At 64.5% G+C, this 16,358-nt stretch carries 16 protein-coding genes; 8 read left to right on the top strand and 8 right to left on the bottom strand.

All coding sequences use genetic code 11. From position 1 onward, the window contains the following. Positions 1-220 precede the first annotated feature (220 nt). From AC0T5L_RS16440 to AC0T5L_RS16420, 5 genes are all read right to left on the bottom strand, one after another. Entirely contained in the window at positions 221-3,655 is a 3,435-nt protein-coding gene (locus AC0T5L_RS16440; protein WP_476166359.1) for a DEAD/DEAH box helicase family protein, read from the bottom strand. 108 nt (positions 3,656-3,763) lie between these two features. Next, positions 3,764-4,945: a restriction endonuclease subunit S gene (locus AC0T5L_RS16435; protein WP_476166365.1), complete on the bottom strand. Its 1,182-nt coding sequence runs from the start codon at positions 4,943-4,945 to the stop codon at positions 3,764-3,766. Positions 4,946-4,947: 2 nt separating this feature from the next. After that, positions 4,948-6,471: a type I restriction-modification system subunit M gene (locus AC0T5L_RS16430; protein WP_476166358.1), complete on the bottom strand. Its 1,524-nt coding sequence runs from the start codon at positions 6,469-6,471 to the stop codon at positions 4,948-4,950. A 112-nt stretch (positions 6,472-6,583) separates the two neighbouring features. Next, a complete protein-coding gene (locus tag AC0T5L_RS16425; RefSeq protein ID WP_476166357.1) occupies positions 6,584-6,772 on the bottom strand; it encodes a DUF397 domain-containing protein in 189 nt (62 codons plus the stop codon). Positions 6,773-6,780: 8 nt separating this feature from the next. Further along, a complete protein-coding gene (locus tag AC0T5L_RS16420; protein ID WP_476166356.1) occupies positions 6,781-7,599 on the bottom strand; it encodes a helix-turn-helix domain-containing protein in 819 nt (272 codons plus the stop codon). Positions 7,600-7,814: 215 nt separating this feature from the next. On the opposite strand from AC0T5L_RS16420, the gene AC0T5L_RS16415 reads away from it, so the two are divergent. From AC0T5L_RS16415 to AC0T5L_RS16400, 4 genes are read left to right on the top strand one after another with little or no spacing between them, the layout of a single operon-like run. Next, the gene (locus tag AC0T5L_RS16415) at positions 7,815-8,405 is read left to right on the top strand and encodes an ATP-binding protein (RefSeq protein ID WP_476166355.1); all 591 of its coding nucleotides are present in this window, start codon (positions 7,815-7,817) and stop codon (positions 8,403-8,405) included. Positions 8,406-8,407: 2 nt separating this feature from the next. Beyond that, a complete protein-coding gene (locus AC0T5L_RS16410; RefSeq protein ID WP_476166354.1) occupies positions 8,408-8,626 on the top strand; it encodes a hypothetical protein in 219 nt (72 codons plus the stop codon). Further along, positions 8,623-8,934 carry a hypothetical protein gene (locus AC0T5L_RS16405; protein WP_476166353.1) on the top strand — a complete coding sequence of 104 codons (312 nt, stop codon included), beginning with the start codon at positions 8,623-8,625 and terminating at the stop codon, positions 8,932-8,934. The genes AC0T5L_RS16410 and AC0T5L_RS16405 overlap by 4 nt, the downstream gene beginning before the upstream one ends. Positions 8,935-8,976: 42 nt before the next feature. Beyond that, positions 8,977-9,423 carry a hypothetical protein gene (locus tag AC0T5L_RS16400; protein WP_476166352.1) on the top strand — a complete coding sequence of 149 codons (447 nt, stop codon included), beginning with the start codon at positions 8,977-8,979 and terminating at the stop codon, positions 9,421-9,423. A 121-nt stretch (positions 9,424-9,544) separates the two neighbouring features. Here AC0T5L_RS16400 and AC0T5L_RS16395 read toward each other — a convergent pair whose 3' ends face one another. Then, entirely contained in the window at positions 9,545-11,683 is a 2,139-nt protein-coding gene (locus tag AC0T5L_RS16395; protein ID WP_476166351.1) for an AIPR family protein, read from the bottom strand. A gap of 130 nt (positions 11,684-11,813) precedes the next feature. Between AC0T5L_RS16395 and AC0T5L_RS16390 the strand changes: the two genes are divergently transcribed. From AC0T5L_RS16390 to AC0T5L_RS16375, 4 genes are all read left to right on the top strand, one after another. After that, positions 11,814-11,975: a hypothetical protein gene (locus AC0T5L_RS16390; RefSeq protein ID WP_476166350.1), complete on the top strand. Its 162-nt coding sequence runs from the start codon at positions 11,814-11,816 to the stop codon at positions 11,973-11,975. Positions 11,976-12,065: 90 nt separating this feature from the next. Continuing rightward, entirely contained in the window at positions 12,066-12,284 is a 219-nt protein-coding gene (locus AC0T5L_RS16385; RefSeq protein ID WP_476166349.1) for a hypothetical protein, read from the top strand. After that, positions 12,281-12,841 carry a DUF6879 family protein gene (locus tag AC0T5L_RS16380; RefSeq protein ID WP_476166348.1) on the top strand — a complete coding sequence of 187 codons (561 nt, stop codon included), beginning with the start codon at positions 12,281-12,283 and terminating at the stop codon, positions 12,839-12,841. Before AC0T5L_RS16385 ends, AC0T5L_RS16380 begins: the two co-directional genes overlap by 4 nt. Then, positions 12,838-14,961, top strand: coding sequence for an ATP-binding protein (locus AC0T5L_RS16375; protein WP_476166347.1), 2,124 nt, complete (start codon positions 12,838-12,840; stop codon positions 14,959-14,961). Before AC0T5L_RS16380 ends, AC0T5L_RS16375 begins: the two co-directional genes overlap by 4 nt. A 7-nt stretch (positions 14,962-14,968) precedes the next feature. Here the strand turns inward: AC0T5L_RS16375 and AC0T5L_RS16370 are convergent, their stop codons facing one another. Together AC0T5L_RS16370 and AC0T5L_RS16365 are read right to left on the bottom strand one after the other, a co-directional pair. Then, positions 14,969-15,442 (bottom strand): SRPBCC domain-containing protein, encoded by a 474-nt coding sequence (locus AC0T5L_RS16370; protein WP_476166346.1) that lies wholly within the window; start codon positions 15,440-15,442, stop codon positions 14,969-14,971. A 78-nt stretch (positions 15,443-15,520) separates the two neighbouring features. Continuing rightward, the gene (locus tag AC0T5L_RS16365; protein ID WP_476166345.1) at positions 15,521-16,345 is read right to left on the bottom strand and encodes a class I SAM-dependent methyltransferase; all 825 of its coding nucleotides are present in this window, start codon (positions 16,343-16,345) and stop codon (positions 15,521-15,523) included. Positions 16,346-16,358: the final 13 nt, after the last annotated feature.

The following is a 16,358-nucleotide window of genomic DNA, read 5'->3' as shown; positions in this document are numbered from 1 at the left end:
CGGGGACGGGGTGGAGGCGGACGGCTGGGCCCGGTTCCGTGAGCTGATGGAGCACTTCAGGCCCCGTTGACGAGGGCGCCGGCGTGCTCGGGGCTCAGTGCGGGGCCCTGCTGTTTCGGGACAGGGTTTGAACCGCCTATTTCACACGGCCAGTCGCATCTCCTGATGCCCGGCTCGTGCCCTGGGGGCGAGCGTACGAGCCGGGCGAACCGCACGGTTTCTACTCGGTGTCGCGCTCGGCGGGGACCGCGCTGGCGCGGATACCCGTCAGGCACCGGTTCAGCTCATGCATCTCCTCGTCGCTGAACAGGTCCTGGGGACCGTTCGAGGCCAGGTCCAGGAAGGGCTGCTCCCACAGCCGGGGCATAGCCAGCTCGCCGTTGACCTCCAGGTAGTCCCAGATCCGCTCCAGGTAGCGGCGCTTGCGGTCGCTGAGGGACTCCTGCCCGTGGAAGTCGAGGAAGGCCACCTCGACGGCGACCCGGTCCAGACCCTCCAGCCGACGGACGAACATGCCCAGGCCGCCGTCCTCGGCCGCCGCCTGCTCGATGTCGGCCTGGCTGCCGAACTCCTCCTCCCGGAAGGTGCGCAGGAGGCGGTCGAGTTCGGCCTCGGTGACGCTCTCGTTGGCGCGCAGCTTGTAGCCGACCGGTTCGTCGGGGTTGCGGCGCAGGTAGTTGCGCACGCGGGTCCTGAAACGGGCGCGATCGGTGCCCAGGGGAACGCCGCGGATCTCCATCTCGTCGACCTCGCCGAGTTCGTCCCGGAAGTCGGTGAAGACGATGTTGCGCTTACCGTGCTCGATGAGCCGGACCAGGCCGCGCAGGTGCGTGCGCATGCGCTCCAGCATCGGCAGGGTGACGTCGACCCACCATTCGTCGCCCGCCACGGCGCGGATGAGGTCGATCCGCTCGCGTACGACGGGTACGGCCGTGAGGTCCTCCAGGGCCGAGGCGATGTCCTGGGCGCGCTGGCGCAGGCGGTCGGCGGCGGGATCGCCGGTGAGCACCGCGAGCTGGAGGCTCAGAGAGAGCAGGTCGAAGCGTTTGGCCTCCTCGGAGGTGTCACCCTCGGGGCGGTGGGAGGTGGGCAGGGAGAGCAGGTTCTCACCGACCGCCTCGTGGGCATCGGCGTCGATCTTGCGCCAGCGGTCGGCCTCGCCGAACTCGTGCACCCAGCGACGCCGTGGACGTACCTGGAAGTTGTCGGGGTCCATCCCCGCCACGACGCGGTGCAGGTGGCGCGCGTGGGCCCAGCGCACCCCGGCGTCGTCGTCGGGCTCGCTCCCCTCCGCGGGCTCTGACAGGTCGGGACGGGCCTGGTCGAGGGTGTACACCAGGTCCAGGCGGGTGCGCAGGAGCTTCTCGCTGAGCGAGGGCGCCACCCGGCCCTCGGCAACGGGAAGGTCCTGACTGAAGTACTCCACGTTCCGGCACAGGTCGAAGACGTAGAAGTCCTCCTTGTCCCTGCCCGGTCCGAACAGGTCGTCGCACAGGCGCGTACCCCGGCCGAGCATCTGCCAGAACTTGGTGCGCGAGTACACGGGCTTGAACAGGACGAGATTGACGACCTCGGGGACGTCGATACCGGTGTCGAGCATGTCGACGGACACCGCGATGTGCGGCGCCTTCTCGGGGGTGGAGAAGTCGTCCAGGAGGCTGTCGACGTAGTCGGATCTGGAGGTGATGACCTGGGCGAAGTCGCCGCCGAGCTGGGGATAGCGCTTGTTGAACCGCTCCACGATGAAGCGGGCGTGCTCCTCGCCCCGGGCGAAGACGATGGTCTTGCCGAGCCGGTCGCCGCCCGCCACCCGGTGGCCCCGGTCCATGAGGACCTCCAGGGCGAGGTCGATGGTGCGCTCGTTGAACAGGTACTTGTTGACCTCGTCGGGCAGGACCGCGTCGGGGATGTTGCCCTCCTCGTCCCACTCGGCCTCGTCCCACTCCTCCTTCTCCTCCTCCGACAGTTCGTCGTAGCGCAGTCCGCGCTGGGGGATCCTGAGGGGGACGTTGACGGCCCTGGGCATGACGAGATAGCCGTCGTGGGCGGCCTCCTCCAGGTCGTAACTGAAGGTGGGCACGCCATCGGACAGGTCGAAGAGGTGGTAGGTGTTGCGGTCGACCTCGTCCTTGGGGGTGGCGGTCAGACCGAGCAGGAGCGAGTCGAAGTAGTCGAAGATCGCGCCGTACTTCCTGTACACCGACCGGTGGGCTTCGTCGATGATGACCAGGTCGAAGTGGCCGGGACCGAAGCGGCGGCGGTCTCCGTCGTCCACCTGGTTGATGAGGTTCATCATCGTGCCGTAGGTGGACACGTACACCCGGCCCTCGGAGTTCTTCTCGGTGATGAGGTTGACCGGGTTGGAGCTCTTCAGGTGCTGCTTGAAGGCGTTGACGGTCTGGCGGACCAGGGCCTTGCGGTCGGCGAGGAAGAGCACGTTCTTGACCCAGCCCGCGCGCATGAGCTGGTCGACCAGGGCGATGGTGGTGCGGGTCTTGCCCGATCCGGTGGCCATGACCGCGAGGGCCTTGCGCTTGTGGTCGTTTTCGAAGGCCTCTCCCACAGCGCGGATGGCGCGCTGCTGGTAGGTACGTCCCGCGATCTTCTCCGCGATGGGAGTAGCCGCCAGGGAGCGGCGCCCGGCCCGGCGCTGGATCAGCAGGTGCAGTTCATCCTTGGTGTGGAAGCCCTGGATCTGCCGGGGCGGGTAGAAGGTGTCATCCCAGATGTAGGTCTCGAACCCGTTGGTGAAGTAGATGACCGGGCGCTGGCCGAACTGCCTTTCCAGGCAGTCGGCGTAGAGCTTGGCCTGGTGCTGTCCCTCCAGCGGGTTGCGGCTGGTGCGCTTGGCCTCGATGAGGCCGAGGGGTTTGCCGTTGTCGCCCCACAGAACGTAGTCCACGTATCCGTTGCCGGACTCGTTGGGCATTCCGGTGACGGGAAACTCGCGGTCGTTCGCGCTGTCGAGTTTCCAGCCCGACTCCTTGAGCAGGAGGTCGATGAACAGCTCGCGGGTCTGGGCCTCGTCGTAGTTGTGGGTGTCGGGGCGCTTGGCGTTGGCGGCCTTGGCCTCGGCGACCTGGGCGCGCAGCCGCGCGATCTCGGCATCGCGGTCGGCGTTCTGTTTCCGGGCTTTGACGAGTTCGGCGTCGCGGCGCTTGTTCTCCTCCTCCATGCGCTGGAGTTCGACCTGCTTGCGAACGCGCTCGGTGGCGCTTTCCGGCTTGGGCAGAGCCGAGCGGTCGAAAGTGAGGCCGTCGGCGGGAAGGTTGGCGTCTTCCTGGGTGTACAGGCGGGCGAACCAGTACATGACGTGGAAGAGCTCGGAGGCGATGCGCACGGCCTCGCTGTTGTGCACCTTGGCTGACTTGTGCACGGCGTTGTTTCCGGTGCGCCGGATGCCGTTCATCTTCAGCACGAGGTGGGGTCCCGCGAGGGTGGCCATGGCCGGATCGTTGACCTTGTCGTTCAGGTCCCGGGGAGAGCTGCGCGCCAGGGCGTTCTCGACGTCGTACAGCCAGTTCAGAGCAAGTTCCAGCGTGCGGCGGGCGTAGAAACAGGCGGTCCTGGGGTCGTGCAGGGCTGTTTCCTCCACCCGCCGCGCTTCGTCGAACAGGTCGGGCCACTCGGCCTGTAGGTAGGAGAAGTTGCTCATGGCGGGAGACTAGCGATCCGGGATGGGGTGGCGGTACCCGGTTTCAGCTTCTGTGGATGAGTCGTAACCCGGTGGCCGCGTCCGGCCAAGCTCTGTGGTCGCGTGTGGTCAAGCGGCGGAGTCTGCCCACAGGTCCCCACGGAAGGCCCGCTGCTGGACCGAGGCGAAGAGCTCGTCCAGGTAGGCGAGGTGGGTCTGGTGCTTCTTCTTGAGCTCCTCGATCGCACGCAAGCGCTGGGCGTACTCGGCCTGCAACTCGTACGGAGGAATCGGGATCTGAATCCCCTTCAATTCCTTGGCGTTAATATTAGCCATACCCACAATACTCTTGCACATATTACGCAAAAGCAGTTTGCCATACCTACTATTCAGGAAGCCCGAGATGTAGTCAGGGTGCGCAAGAGAGTTAGTGCGGAGTCGAATAAGATAACCAGCATAAGCCACAGGACCGCTTCCCCTGTAGACCGCCGTCTTACCTACAAGTTCAGCGCTGTTCGTACGGTTGAAGAGCACATCGCCATCCGCAAGGAGATGTTTTTCTCCTACCTCATCGCGATCAACGTACTTGAGGTCTCCCATGTCGACATCGCCATCGTAGGTCAAGTTACCCATTCGAAGAATAGGGACTTCCCCACTAGACCTTGCCTTTACGGCAGACCCGTATGAAGTAGAGGCAACAAGGTCACCAACAGTGCCAACCGGCCAAACCATAGGATTGACCTTGGGGTCACCAAAGGATTCCAAAAAAGTCGAACTACACAGCTCTTCAATTAAAGCCATGGCCTCTTTGCGCCTAGAGCGCAAAGAGTCGATCCTTTCAAGGATTTCGGCAATCGCCTTCTGATTCGCCAAAGAAGGGAGAGGAATTAGCTGGCGCTTCACGATAGCATCCGAAACAGCAGGGTAGCTCTGTCCCGTCGCTTCACCCGAGAGCATAAAAGAAAACTTCGGATACTTCACCCACTGAAACAGATAAGGACCGTGAACTTTTTCAGGGTCTGGCCTCAAAACACAGAAACCAGTAGAAGCAGTAGCACCGTCATAGCTTTCTTCAACGCGAGCTACACCATTAAGATTTGGCCTCACAGTGGATACTAGAATATCCCCATTTTCGACTATTTGCCGAGCACGACTAGGGGCCTCACCAGGAAACAAGAATTGATGAGATACAATAGATTTTTCGACATTATCAACAGAGCCGAGGTCAATATAAAAGAACGGGTCAATCGAGCCAGACTTCCTCGGCTGCCAACTAGAAACTTTTTTCAGCAAACTCCCAATGGGCAACATTTTCACCTTAGAGCACCACCAAGGCCATCAAGATCTTCTTGAATGCTAATTTCTGCCTTTTCGAGGTCCTTAATTATTTCTCCAGGCGACCGAAATTCAAGCTCGTCATAAACAAGCTCTTTATATCGACTCAAACTAAGATCGTAACCCTGTGCAGCGAGTTCTTCCCTAGAAACACAGAAGCTCTGTTCGGCGCGTGAACGTTCACGCTCGTCGGTGTTACGCTGACTCCAACGAGTAAGAATATCTGGAAGGTTGTTCTTCGCATGCTCTTCTGCACCGAGAGCACCTACCTTGGGGCGCACACCGAGTTTGTCACCTGACAGCAAAGGCTGACGTTTGTCGTCCAGACTCAATCCATCAGCGGTGACATCGTAGAACCAGACGTTTTCTGTACCACCACTGTTAGTCTTGGTAAACAGCAGAATCGCGGTAGAAACTCCAGCGTAAGGTTTGAATACACCGCTTGGAAGTTTGATCACTCCGTCAAGTTGATGGTCCTCCACGAGGGTACGCCGGAGCTCTTTATGGGCCTTGGTGGAGCCAAACAGAACCCCGTCCGGAACGATGACTGCTGCACGACCACCAGGCTTGAGCAGTCGCAAAAAGAGTGCCAAGAAAAGCAGCTCGGTCTTCTTGGTCTTCACGACCTGCTGAAGGTCCTTGGCTGTGGTCTCGTAGTCCAGACTTCCAGCAAAGGGAGGATTGGCCAGAATCAGCGAGTAGCGCTCCGCATCATCGCTACCGCTCGGGCTCTCAGCCAACGAGTCACGGTAACGAATGTCTGGGTCAGTGACATCGTGCAAGAGCATATTCATGCTGCCGATTCGCAACATGGTTCTGTCGAAGTCGAACCCGTGGAACATGCTGTTGTTGAAGTGTGCCCGATTATCGACGCTCAGCAGGGCATCCTCGTGGACGCGCTGCATGTAGGCAGCCGACTCGACGAGGAATCCAGCCGTACCGCACGCAGGGTCGCAGATCTCATCGGTGGGCGTCGGAGCCATCAGCTCCACGATGAGCTGGATGATGTGCCGGGGGGTACGGAACTGGCCGTTCTGCCCAGCAGTGGCGATCTTGCCGAGCATGTACTCGTACAGGTCACCCTTAGTGTCCTTCTCACCCAACGGGATGTCGTCGAGCATGTCGACCACACGAGAGAGTAGTCCGGGGGTGGGGATGGTGAACCGAGCATCACGCATGTGGTGTGAGTAGGTGGATCCCTCATCCCCGAGGTTGCGCAGGAAGGGGAAGACACCGTCAGCGACGATGGTGTACATGTGCTCGGGGTGCTTGTCCTTGAAGTTCTGCCAGCGGAACTCCTGAGCGCCCCCCTCAGGGAAGATAGGGGCAGAGGCCCCACCCCACCGAGCCTGAGCGTCCTTCCGGATCTGGATCTCGTCCAGGCGGCGGATGAACATCAGGTAGGTGATCTGCTCGATCACCTCCAGAGGGTTGGAGATGCCACCCGACCAGAAGGCATCCCACACACGATCGATCTTGCTCTTCAGTTCTCCAGTGATCACGTCGGGACAGTACCACTGGGCAGGGACATGCCTGGCCCGAACACTGGGAGACGCCCCAGACACCACGAAGCCCCGGGTGGGGAAGTTCCCGGGGCTCCCAGCTATATGAGAGCTATGCGATGGTGTCCGCTGTCTTCAGCGAAGAGACGAAGGTGTGCCACTCGGCCGAGGCGAACGTCAGGTGCCCTAGCTCAGGTTGCCTGGAGTCACGCATACCGTGCTTCCCCGGGGCGAAGTGAGCAGCCTCCACACACTCCCCGCTTGCCGTGGAGTAACTGCTCTTGTACCACTGCTCTCTCAAGTTCCACCTCAGTGTGCGCTGCGCAGACCAATCTTGGTCTTGGCGTCTCCGTATGCTTCCATGCGCAGCCTATCGAGCACCCGAAGATGCTCCTCAACCTCCGGGGGATCGTCCTGGAAGAGGACGCTCCTGCGTTGCTCAGTGTGCACAACGCTGAGTGCACCAACGTCAAGGACTGTGAACGACCCCACCTCCATGGCCGCATGCGCTCCAACCTCGTAGGGGAGGAGTTGCACAGTGACGTGTGGTTCATCCATCAGAGCGATGACATGATCAAGCTGAGCACGCATCACTTCCGCACCACCCACCATGCGATGAATCGCGGCTTCGTCGATAATCGCCCAGGTCTGCGGGCAACTACCTATCCAGACACGCTGTCGCTCTTTGCGGACCTCGATCCGGCGATCCACCTCTTCTTGACTGATCGCTGCTCCGCTTCCCGCGATCAGTGCCCGCTGGTAGTCCTCCGTTTGGAACAGGCCAGGGATGTGGATGGCGTCATAACGCTGGATCTTGCTGGCATCGCTCTCCAAGCCGATGTAGGTGCCATAGCCACCTTTGATGCCGTACCTCTGCCACCAGCCCGACTCACGTGCGCGCTCACGCAACTCCAGGTAACGGCTGACCTCCTCGCCTGGGACCTCGTAGTACTCCAGCAACGCGTGAAGGTCCCGGCGTCGCGGGATCGCACCACTGGGGTCCTCCCACCTGGTGATGCTGCTCGGTGCCACGTCGATGGCCTTGGCCACCCGATCCCGTGGCCTGTCTCCTCGCAGCTTCTCTAGTTCCTGGGCCAGCTGCCAGCGCCCCACAGTCGGACTCTTCATGTCGAGAGCGTATCGAACTCCTCAACCTCCATCAGAGTTTTTCGGAATGCACCTTGCACATGAGTAAGACGTGATGGACTATGGCTGTGCTGGAGCAGTACGTACCTCGATGACTACTAAGAGGGACGACCCGCTGTGTAAAAACGGCCCTGGTCGGATGCGGACACACCTGACCAGGGCCTGAGCCCACAACCTGCAAGGACAGGTGAGGACCTGTGTACGAGCGTAGTATCCCTACGCCCCAACCTCCCCAGCGGCCCGAGTTGCGCCGCTACCTCGGACGCTTCCCCGGAGCGCTGACCTCCGTCAAGGACGCCCGCGACTGGCTGTCCCGTCGCATGAAGCTGTCCCGAGTACCCGACTCCGCTGCCCAGGACGCTCTACTGATCCTGAGCGAGCTCGCCACGAACGCCCTGCTGCACTCCCCTGCCGGAGCACGCGGCAGGGCGTTCCTCGTCTCGGTGTTCGTCTCCGGCAACTGCCTTCGTATCTCCGTGCGCGGCTGCGGCGACACCCGTGCCCCCGCCCTCCAGGCCGTTCCCGCAGACCCCGAGTCCGAGCACGGCCGCGGCCTCTTCCTCGTCGACGTCCTGGCCAGCACCTGGGGCGTTGAGAACACCCGGCACGGCCCAGCGGTCCTCTTCACCCTGGAGTGGGACTCGCAGCAGCCGCCGGAGCCTCCCCAGCAGGCTCAGCGGCCCCAGCAGACCTCGCGGACCCACCACGGGCACCAGGTCCAGCCGTCCCACCGGCCTCCGCCGGTTCCCGCGCCCCGTACGGCGCTTGGGCACCCGGGCGGGTGGTGAGCGTGTCCGGCTACGCCCTCTACCCCAGTCGGAAGGTCCAGCGGCTGCGGACCGACTTCCCCGACCACCTCATCTGTGAGTTCCACGACGAGGCGGGACGGCCGGTGTTCGTCGCCACGCTGGCCCGCCGCTGCTGCCCCTGCCCGGCCGACCTGGTCACCGCCACCAGCGTGGCCGACCTGCGCCGGGCCCTGACTCCGGAGCGGAGGACCACGAGGTGATCACCATGGAAAGGCCCCAGCGGCCGAAGGTCTTCCCCCGGTGGCTGAGCCCGGTCACCCGGCCAGAACCCGCTCCCGGCACCGCTCAGACGCCCGACCCGAGGACGCGGCTCACGGAGCTGCGCCGCCAGGGCTGGACGGTCTGGTTCGGCCAGCACACCCGCCAGTACTGGGCCGCGCACACCCGCCTCATGCGGCTGGTCTGTGTCGACACCCCCGATGAGCTGCTCCAGGCGATGGCGTCCGCCACCGGACCACCGCGCCCGCGTTCCCCCTGGATGCCGCCCAACTCCTCCGGGCTCCGCTGACACCAGCCGCACCCGCAGACGACCACGAAGAGAAGCCACATCATGGCCAAGAAGACCGATCCGAGCCGACCAAACCGATCAGCCCAACCGAACCAATCTCACGAACCCGCCGAACCGATCGAGGTGAACCGCTCCCTGCGCGGCCACGCCTTCCTCCCGCCGTTGCCGGAGCGCACCAGCATTCCCAGCGAACGCGGACAGGACGAGATGGAACCGGAGGAGGCAGTGGTGCACCTACGCTACTTCTCCCCCGCCGCCGACTGGTGGATCACCGAGCTGTGGCAGGACTCCGAGCAGCCCGGCCGTTGGTGGGCCTTCGGATTCGCCCGTCTGGTCACCGACCCCGAAAGCGGCGAGTGGGGCCGCATCGACATGACCCGTCTGGAAACCCTCCGGGTATCCCGCTCGGGCGGCCTGGTGCGCGTCGTCGAACGTGACCTGGCCTGGCGCCCGGTCGTAACCCGCGAGTGCATCCCGGGCCTGATGTAGCACCAACGAACCCGAGGACAGCGAACGCCGCAGCCCGGCGGGGCTGCGGCGTTCCGTCCCGCTCCCGCTCACCTGACCGAAGGACGTAGCCATGCAGGACGACGGGATCACCGAAACACGTCTACAGCTCTTCCGGCTCCTCTTCTCCTGCGGTCTCGGCACGGCGGATCTCTTCCGCGAGTCCAACCAGATTGATCTCGTCCTGGCCGTACTGGACATACCAGTACCTGGTTCCCTGAAGGGCCCGAACGAGATCGTCCGCACCCGCTTCCCTCAGGATGTGCTGGACGAGACCAGTCGCGGAGTAACGACGTCCGTCAAGCTCCCAGCGAATGCACTTGTTCCCGCCCCGGGCGACCCATGTGGCCAGCCCTCTCCTGGGGTCCTCCTCCACCCACGGGACCAGGACACGTCGCTCATCGGCTGTGTCCCCCCACAGTTCGAGCCGGGCGCCGTCGGGGATGCGTCCGCTTCGGTGCAGGACGGTAACGGCGTTCTCGGAACGTTTTCTCGGCTGATCCTCCTCCCTGAGGACAACAGGCTCGGTCCCGTTGAGACTGGCGTACATGTGAGCGACCAGCACACGGCAGCGCTCCGGGTTCTTCAACGTGGCCACCGGCATGCTGTAGAGCTCGCCGTGGTAGTGGATGAGCAAGTCAAGGACCCGAGATGCCAGTTCTCCGGCCTCCAACAGGACCGCTTCCCATTCCTGTCCCAGGGAGCTGTCGGAAGCCCACCGTTCCCGCAACTGCTGGAAGACCACGTGTGCACACAGCGACACACCGTGTTCGGCGATCAGAGCGGCTTTGCCAGCACGGTTCTCACGCTCGCGGGCCAGCCTCTTACGGACGACACGCAGCAGGCAGACCTGCTTCCATACCGTCTCAGCCTTCAGGGTCCCTCCGAAAAGATGCCGGTAGAGACCGTCCGCCTCGGTATCCCAGAGGGCTTCGGGGTCCTTTCTCGCGTGAGCCATCACACCGGCGTCTTCGTCGGCGCAGGCAAGCGCCTCGGCCGCCTCGCTCACCAGACATCCCGCTTCCTCAGTAGCGGGCGGAGCGCTTCCTCGCTGGAGCACGTACTCCTTGTTGAGGTGATCAAGGAAGTCCATGGCCAGACGTTGCTGTTTTTCGTCCAAGGCCACGTAGTCCTGGAGGACCATCGCGTTCTGAGTGTTCATCGCCCTGGTCACTGTGGTGCCGAAGCCCTCAGGGCTTCCTTCGAGGCAGATGATCTTGATGCCAACGGTGGCGTTGGCCACCTGTTCGGGATTCGTCTCCATGGCCCGCGCGATGGACGCGATCGTCTGAGCACCGTTGACGACCTGGACGCCACGCAGTTCGAGAACACCACCGGCGTTCATACGCGCCCCAGGGGCGGGGTCAACGGTGTCACACAGCACCGCAACCCCATTGTTGTGGTAGAAGAAATCTTCGGGTGCCTCCAGCAGGGTGTTGACGATCCTGCTGTTGACCGTCGTCGTGCCCAGGGGACGGCGCACGTTCTCATCGAAGAGGCGAGTACCGTACCTGCGGAACCAGGCAGCCAACTCGGTGGCTGGAAGGGTGCCGTAGTAGGCCTCCTGCGGTCCCTTCTCGTCACGCACGAAGGAATCGAGCCGAGGCTTGACCCGGATGTCGGAACCGGACCACGCACGTTCGTACATCTCCTCGATGTCTTCGAGGTAGCGGACGCGCAGATCGACCACCCCGGGGCCACCCATCTCATCACGCAACTCCTCGAGAAGCTTGATGACGGAGCCGTCCAAGGGCTTGTCCCTCCACCGCATGACCGTAAGCATCAGAATGACCGGTGCACGCGGGGTCTGAAGCACCTCGTGAACATGGTCGGCGTGCGGTCGCATACGCGCGTTGAACTCGTCGAATCTACCGTTGTGCAGGTAGATGACCCCGCGTCGGAGCCTGTCCACATCGCCCTGGCGGAATTTTCCAGAGGCGTCGTCGCTCCATTTCGACTGGTTGATAAGGAGAGTGGGAACCTCTGGACGCTCGTCGACACCGATTGAGTCGATCCCCCAGTCCTCCCCTCCGTCAGTCACCAGAGCCGCAGCCTCCTCGGCCGTACACCCAAGCGTGTCAGACACCGCGAGAGCCGCCAGTGCTCGGCTCAGAAGCATCTGTTCTCTGTCCGCCGGTTTCGTGCGTTGGGGTACATCGCTCATGTCGATGAGGTCCGCGTAGGTGCGCAGCAGGAAGTTCCGGATGCGATTGACAGGAAGAGGGATGAGCTTACTGTTCACACCAAACGAGCGTAATGCCCGTCAGCACGAAGCGGTTCCACTTCCACCAGGGGCAGGAGCCCCTGAACACGTGGAAGCAGGTTCCCGCTCATCCGACCGTCGTGCGAAGAGACGTGGTGAACTGGAAGGTATGGAAGAGGAGAACGAGCGCGGTGATCCGGAGAAGGCCGTCCAAGCGCGCTCTCTGTATGATGCGCTCGCCGCCGCTGACATCAAGCGGCTCGTGCGCGCGTCGCGTGAGGGTGACGGGGATGAAGTGGAGCAGATACGGAGAAGGTACGTCGAGGGGTAGGCCGAACATGGCCAAAAGCCCTACGTGGCAGGGCTTCCGTGTTAGCTTCAGGGTTCGAGGAACGTTCCTGCGAGGCCCGATCGGAGAGCCATGGAACTGGAAATGCTCGCCAAGGACGACAAGTCAGGCGACAAGGGCTGCCCCTCCGTCTATCTCAGCGACACGGGTGACTTCGTCGTCCAAGGCGTTGGACTCGACGACGCCGACTTCGCAAAGCTAGCCAACCCTCTGCCTGGTGAGACCGCGGTTCGTATCTCCCCCGAGGTCGTCCTCGCCGCCATCGAGCGTTACCAGCGGAGGAACGTGTGACCCCTGAGGACAGTGGGTCGCGACCCGTCAGCGAGGACGAGTTCGACCGCTTCTTCGAGGAGTGCCGTTACACGGCCTTCCGTCTGGAGACCCTCCAGGTCTATGACGTCGGTTATGAGGAGGAGGCGTTCCGCCGCTTCCTGGCTGATGGAGAGGTGATCACCACTGACTCCCATGAGGAATGGGCTCGTCTGGTTGGCAGTGGGCGATGGTTCCACCGGGTTCACGTGGTCACCGAGCCCCTCACGGACTACCTACGGTTCGAATGTGCGTGGGCCTATCGCTCGAACGTCAAGGCGGGCGAGGACGTCAACATCCTGCCCGTGGTCGCGGGCTCCTGGCCCGAGGACATCCCCCGGTCCGACTACTGGCTTTTCGACTCCGAACACCTGGTGCGGATGAACTACGCCCCCGACGGCACCATGCTCGCCCCCTCACTGGTGACCGACCCAAAGCAGATCGTGCAGGCCAACGTGGTGCGTGATCGAACGCTGCACCTGGCCACCCCGTTCAGTGAATACGAGAAGCGTTTCGACGCCGACATGCGACCCCTGTGACAGACATCAACAACGAGCAGACCACGAACACCGTGCACGGCGACCCCACAGCCCTCGTGCAGGCGGGCACCGTACACGGTGACGTCCACATCGTCTCCGGACTCGCCCGCTCTGCCTCCGTGCCGCGTCAGCTGCCCATGGCCGTCACCGGCTTCGTGGACCGCACGGCTCACCTGCGACAGCTGGACGCCCTGGCAGCCGAGGCGGAGACGAGTGTTCCCGTCGCTGTGCTAGCCGGACCACCGGGTGTCGGCAAGACCGCATTGGCCGTTCACTGGGCGCACCGGGCACGGAACCTCTTCCCCGACGGGGATCTGTACACCAGCGTGCACGGACACGCTCCCGGCCCACGTACTGAGGCCTCACAAGCACTCGACGCGATCCTGCGTGCGCTCGGGGCTCCTCCAGAGCACATTCCCCTGGATCTGGACGGCCGCGCGGCTCGCTACCGTTCCGAGGTCGACGGCAAGCGCCTGTTGGTCGTCATCGACGACGTGCTCAACCCAGCACAGGTTCGCCCCCTACTGCCTGCCTCTCCCGGCTGCATGGTCGTGGTGACCAGTAGAAGCACGCTACCCGGGCTCGTCGCACGCGAGGGTGCGCAGCGCTTCTCGATGGATGTCCTGCCCTTCGAGGATTCCGTGAGCCTGCTGCGGAGCACGGTCGGCACACGTGTGGACTCCGAACCGCGTGCGGCACACGAGCTGGCCGAGCACTGCGCGCGCCTTCCTCTGGCGCTCCGGGTGGCTGCCGAGCGGCTTCTGGACCGGCCGGACGCGGCGCTGAGCGACCTGGTGGCCGAACTGGCCGCCGAGGAATCCCGTCTGGATGCTCTCGCCGAGGAGGATGAGTTGAGTGATCTGCGCGCCGTGATGACGGCTTCCTACCAGGACCTGGACAACGCCACCGCACGCTTCTTCCGGCGCCTGAGCCTGCATCCGGGACCGGAATTCTCCCCCGGGGCCGCTGCCGCGCTCACCGACGTCCCGCTGCCAGAGGCCCGAAGGCTCCTGGACCGCCTGACCCGGGCGAACCTCGTGGAACGGCCGCGCGAGGACCGCTACCGCCTGCACGACCTGGTTCGGCTCTACGCGGTCGAGCGGATCAACGCCGAGGAGGCAAGGGAGGCAGCGAGCGAGGCGGTCGGGCGGGTGGCCCGGTGGTACACACACGCCGCCGCACGGGCTCAGCTCGTGGAGCACCCGAACTTCCCGGTCGTTCCCGGGGAAGAGCAGGACCACGAACTGCCCGAGTTCGATTCCGCCCAGGAGGCGCTGGCCTGGTTCGAGTCCGAGCGCGCGAACCTTCTGGCCGTGGTGCGGGCCGCTCAGGACCACGGCCATCATGACACCGCCTGGCGACTGCCCGCGACCGCTTATGGGCTCTTCGAACTGCACCGGCACTGGCACGAGTGGCGCGACCTGCACGCCATCGGTCTGCGGGCGGCCGAGGACGCGGACGACGCCTTCGGGGTGGCCCGCAACCACCTGGGGATGGGCGACGCCCAGTGGCTGCTGGGCGACCTCGACGCGGCCGTGCAGCACTACGGGTTCGCCCTGGCGGCCAACCGCCAGGCCGGTGACCCGTGGGTGGAAGGCTTCACGCTGCGCCAGCTGGGTGTGGTGACCTGGCAACGCGGCGAGCGGGGAGACGACACGGTCAGGTACATCGAACGCGCCATCGCGATCTTCCGAAAGTCGGGAGAACGGCGTGGTGAGGCGATGGGCCTGCTGAGCCTGGCCGACTTCGGTGCGGACCTCGACCGTTGGGAGGAGGCGCTCGACCACTGCCGGTCAGCGATCGAGGCCTTCCGTGACATCGGCGACGTGTGGACCGTGGCCTGGGCACGCTGCACCCTGGGCCGGATCCTCACCGGTTCGGGACACGCTGTGGAAGCTGTGGCGGAGTACCGGCAGGCCATCACGGTCTTCGAGGAGCGCGACGACGCCGACAGCCGTGCGGTGGCGCTGCTCGGTCTTGGCGACGCCCACTCCGAGTTGGGCAACGTGGCCGAGGCACGGGAAGCAATGGGCGCGGCCCTGGAATACCTGCGCGACCACGAGGACCCTCGCGCGGCGGAGGTCGAGGAACGGCTGGGTCTCCTGTCCGACGAGGGGTGAGGAGCGGTCACCGCTCGACGTGGGCCGCGAGGTTGGCCAGGGACGAGGCGAGGGCCGCCTCGTGGTCGGTCTGGGAGACACCCCGGGGAACGCCGGTCGCCTCGACGGCCACCAGGGTGCCCTCGGGCACCTCGGTGAGCCGCCAGACCATCGTCATCGTCCCCGCGAAGTCGGGGTCCGAGGACTCGAAGACGACCCGCTGCACGATCCGAGCGTCGGGCACCAACTCGGCGAACTCGACCTCGGTGACGTCGCTCGACTCCGAGGTCTTGCCCTGCCCGGATCCAGGATCGAGGTAGGTCAGCACCATGCGGAACCCGCCTCCGGACCACGGTTCGAAGCGCTCGATCCGCCCGGTCATGCCCTCCGGCGGCAGCCAGGACTCCAAGGCCTCCGGTTCGGTCATCGCCCTGTAGACCTCCACGGCGGAGGCCCGGACGGTCCTGCTCCCCCGGTCGACACGCGATTCCGTTTGGCCCATGACCGCCCCTTCCTCGAACGTGCGTGCATGGGCAACCTAACCGGCACCACCGACAAACGGCACCCGAGCGGGCAGACCTCAGGTCGGGCGGCGGCCCTGGACCGAGTAGATCGCACAGGAGCAGGCCCGGAAGGAGGGATCGGCCAGCAGCGCGCGCACGTCGGCGAGATCGCGGTCGGTCATCCCCTCGCGCAGGAAGGCCTCACGCAGGTGGCGGGTGTGGTGCGCGATCAGGTGTACTCCCGGTGAGCCGGCGTCCCACAGCTCCAGCCGGGGCTGGGGATCGACACCGGCCAGGCCCGCGCGGCGCATCGCCTCGGCGGCGTTGCGCCCCCAGGCCGGGTCGGCCCCGGCGCGGACCATCAGCCTGGTCTTGGCCTCCTGGAACTCCTCGTAGAGCTTCCGGGACCCGGCGTCGGGCATGAGCAGCCCCGGGCCGTAGGTGATGTCGAACTCGTCGAGCTGGAGCACCCCGCCGGGCTTGAGCGCGCGCACCAGGCGGTCCAGGACCGCGATCCGCTCGGGCAGGTGCAGCAGCACCAGCCGGGAGTGGATGAGGTCGAAGGCCGCCTCCGGCAGCGGGTCGTGGACGACGTCGTGCCGGACGACCTCCAGCCCCTCGGTGCCGGGGATCCGCTCGGGCTTGATGTCGGTGGCCAGCACGCTCCCGCCCGGGGCGACCCGGTCGGCCAGCCAGAGCGCGACGCTGCCGCCCCCCGCACCCACCTCCAGACAGTTCCACCCCGGTCCGACCCCGGCCTGCTCCAGGCGTTCGGTGGTCATCGGGTCATAGGCGGCCGACAGAAAACGGTGCTGGTCGAAGGCGTGTGCGTTGTGGTTGTCGAAGAGGTAGCGCGAGGCCTCGGTTCCTCGCCGGGGCGCCTCGGCGGCTGTGTCCGTCACCGGATCCTCCTTG

It is taken from the genome of Nocardiopsis sp. TRM 82005 (assembly GCF_056312425.1).
Note: the sequence above shows the minus strand (reverse complement) of the source record. Positions and strands in the feature narration are given on the sequence as shown.

Bases quoted from the DNA above. Each gene is read 5' to 3' on its own strand.
- AC0T5L_RS16440 (WP_476166359.1), bottom strand. From the start codon at position 3,655: ATGAGCAACTTCTCCTACCTACAGGCCGAGTGGCCCGACCTGTTCGAC.
- AC0T5L_RS16435 (WP_476166365.1), bottom strand. From the start codon at position 4,945: ATGTTGCCCATTGGGAGTTTGCTGAAAAAAGTTTCTAGTTGGCAGCCG.
- AC0T5L_RS16420 (WP_476166356.1), bottom strand. From the start codon at position 7,599: ATGAAGAGTCCGACTGTGGGGCGCTGGCAGCTGGCCCAGGAACTAGAG.
- AC0T5L_RS16400 (WP_476166352.1), top strand. From the start codon at position 8,977: ATGGCCAAGAAGACCGATCCGAGCCGACCAAACCGATCAGCCCAACCG.
- AC0T5L_RS16390 (WP_476166350.1), top strand. From the start codon at position 11,814: ATGGAAGAGGAGAACGAGCGCGGTGATCCGGAGAAGGCCGTCCAAGCG.
- AC0T5L_RS16385 (WP_476166349.1), top strand. From the start codon at position 12,066: ATGGAACTGGAAATGCTCGCCAAGGACGACAAGTCAGGCGACAAGGGC.
- AC0T5L_RS16370 (WP_476166346.1), bottom strand. From the start codon at position 15,442: ATGGGCCAAACGGAATCGCGTGTCGACCGGGGGAGCAGGACCGTCCGG.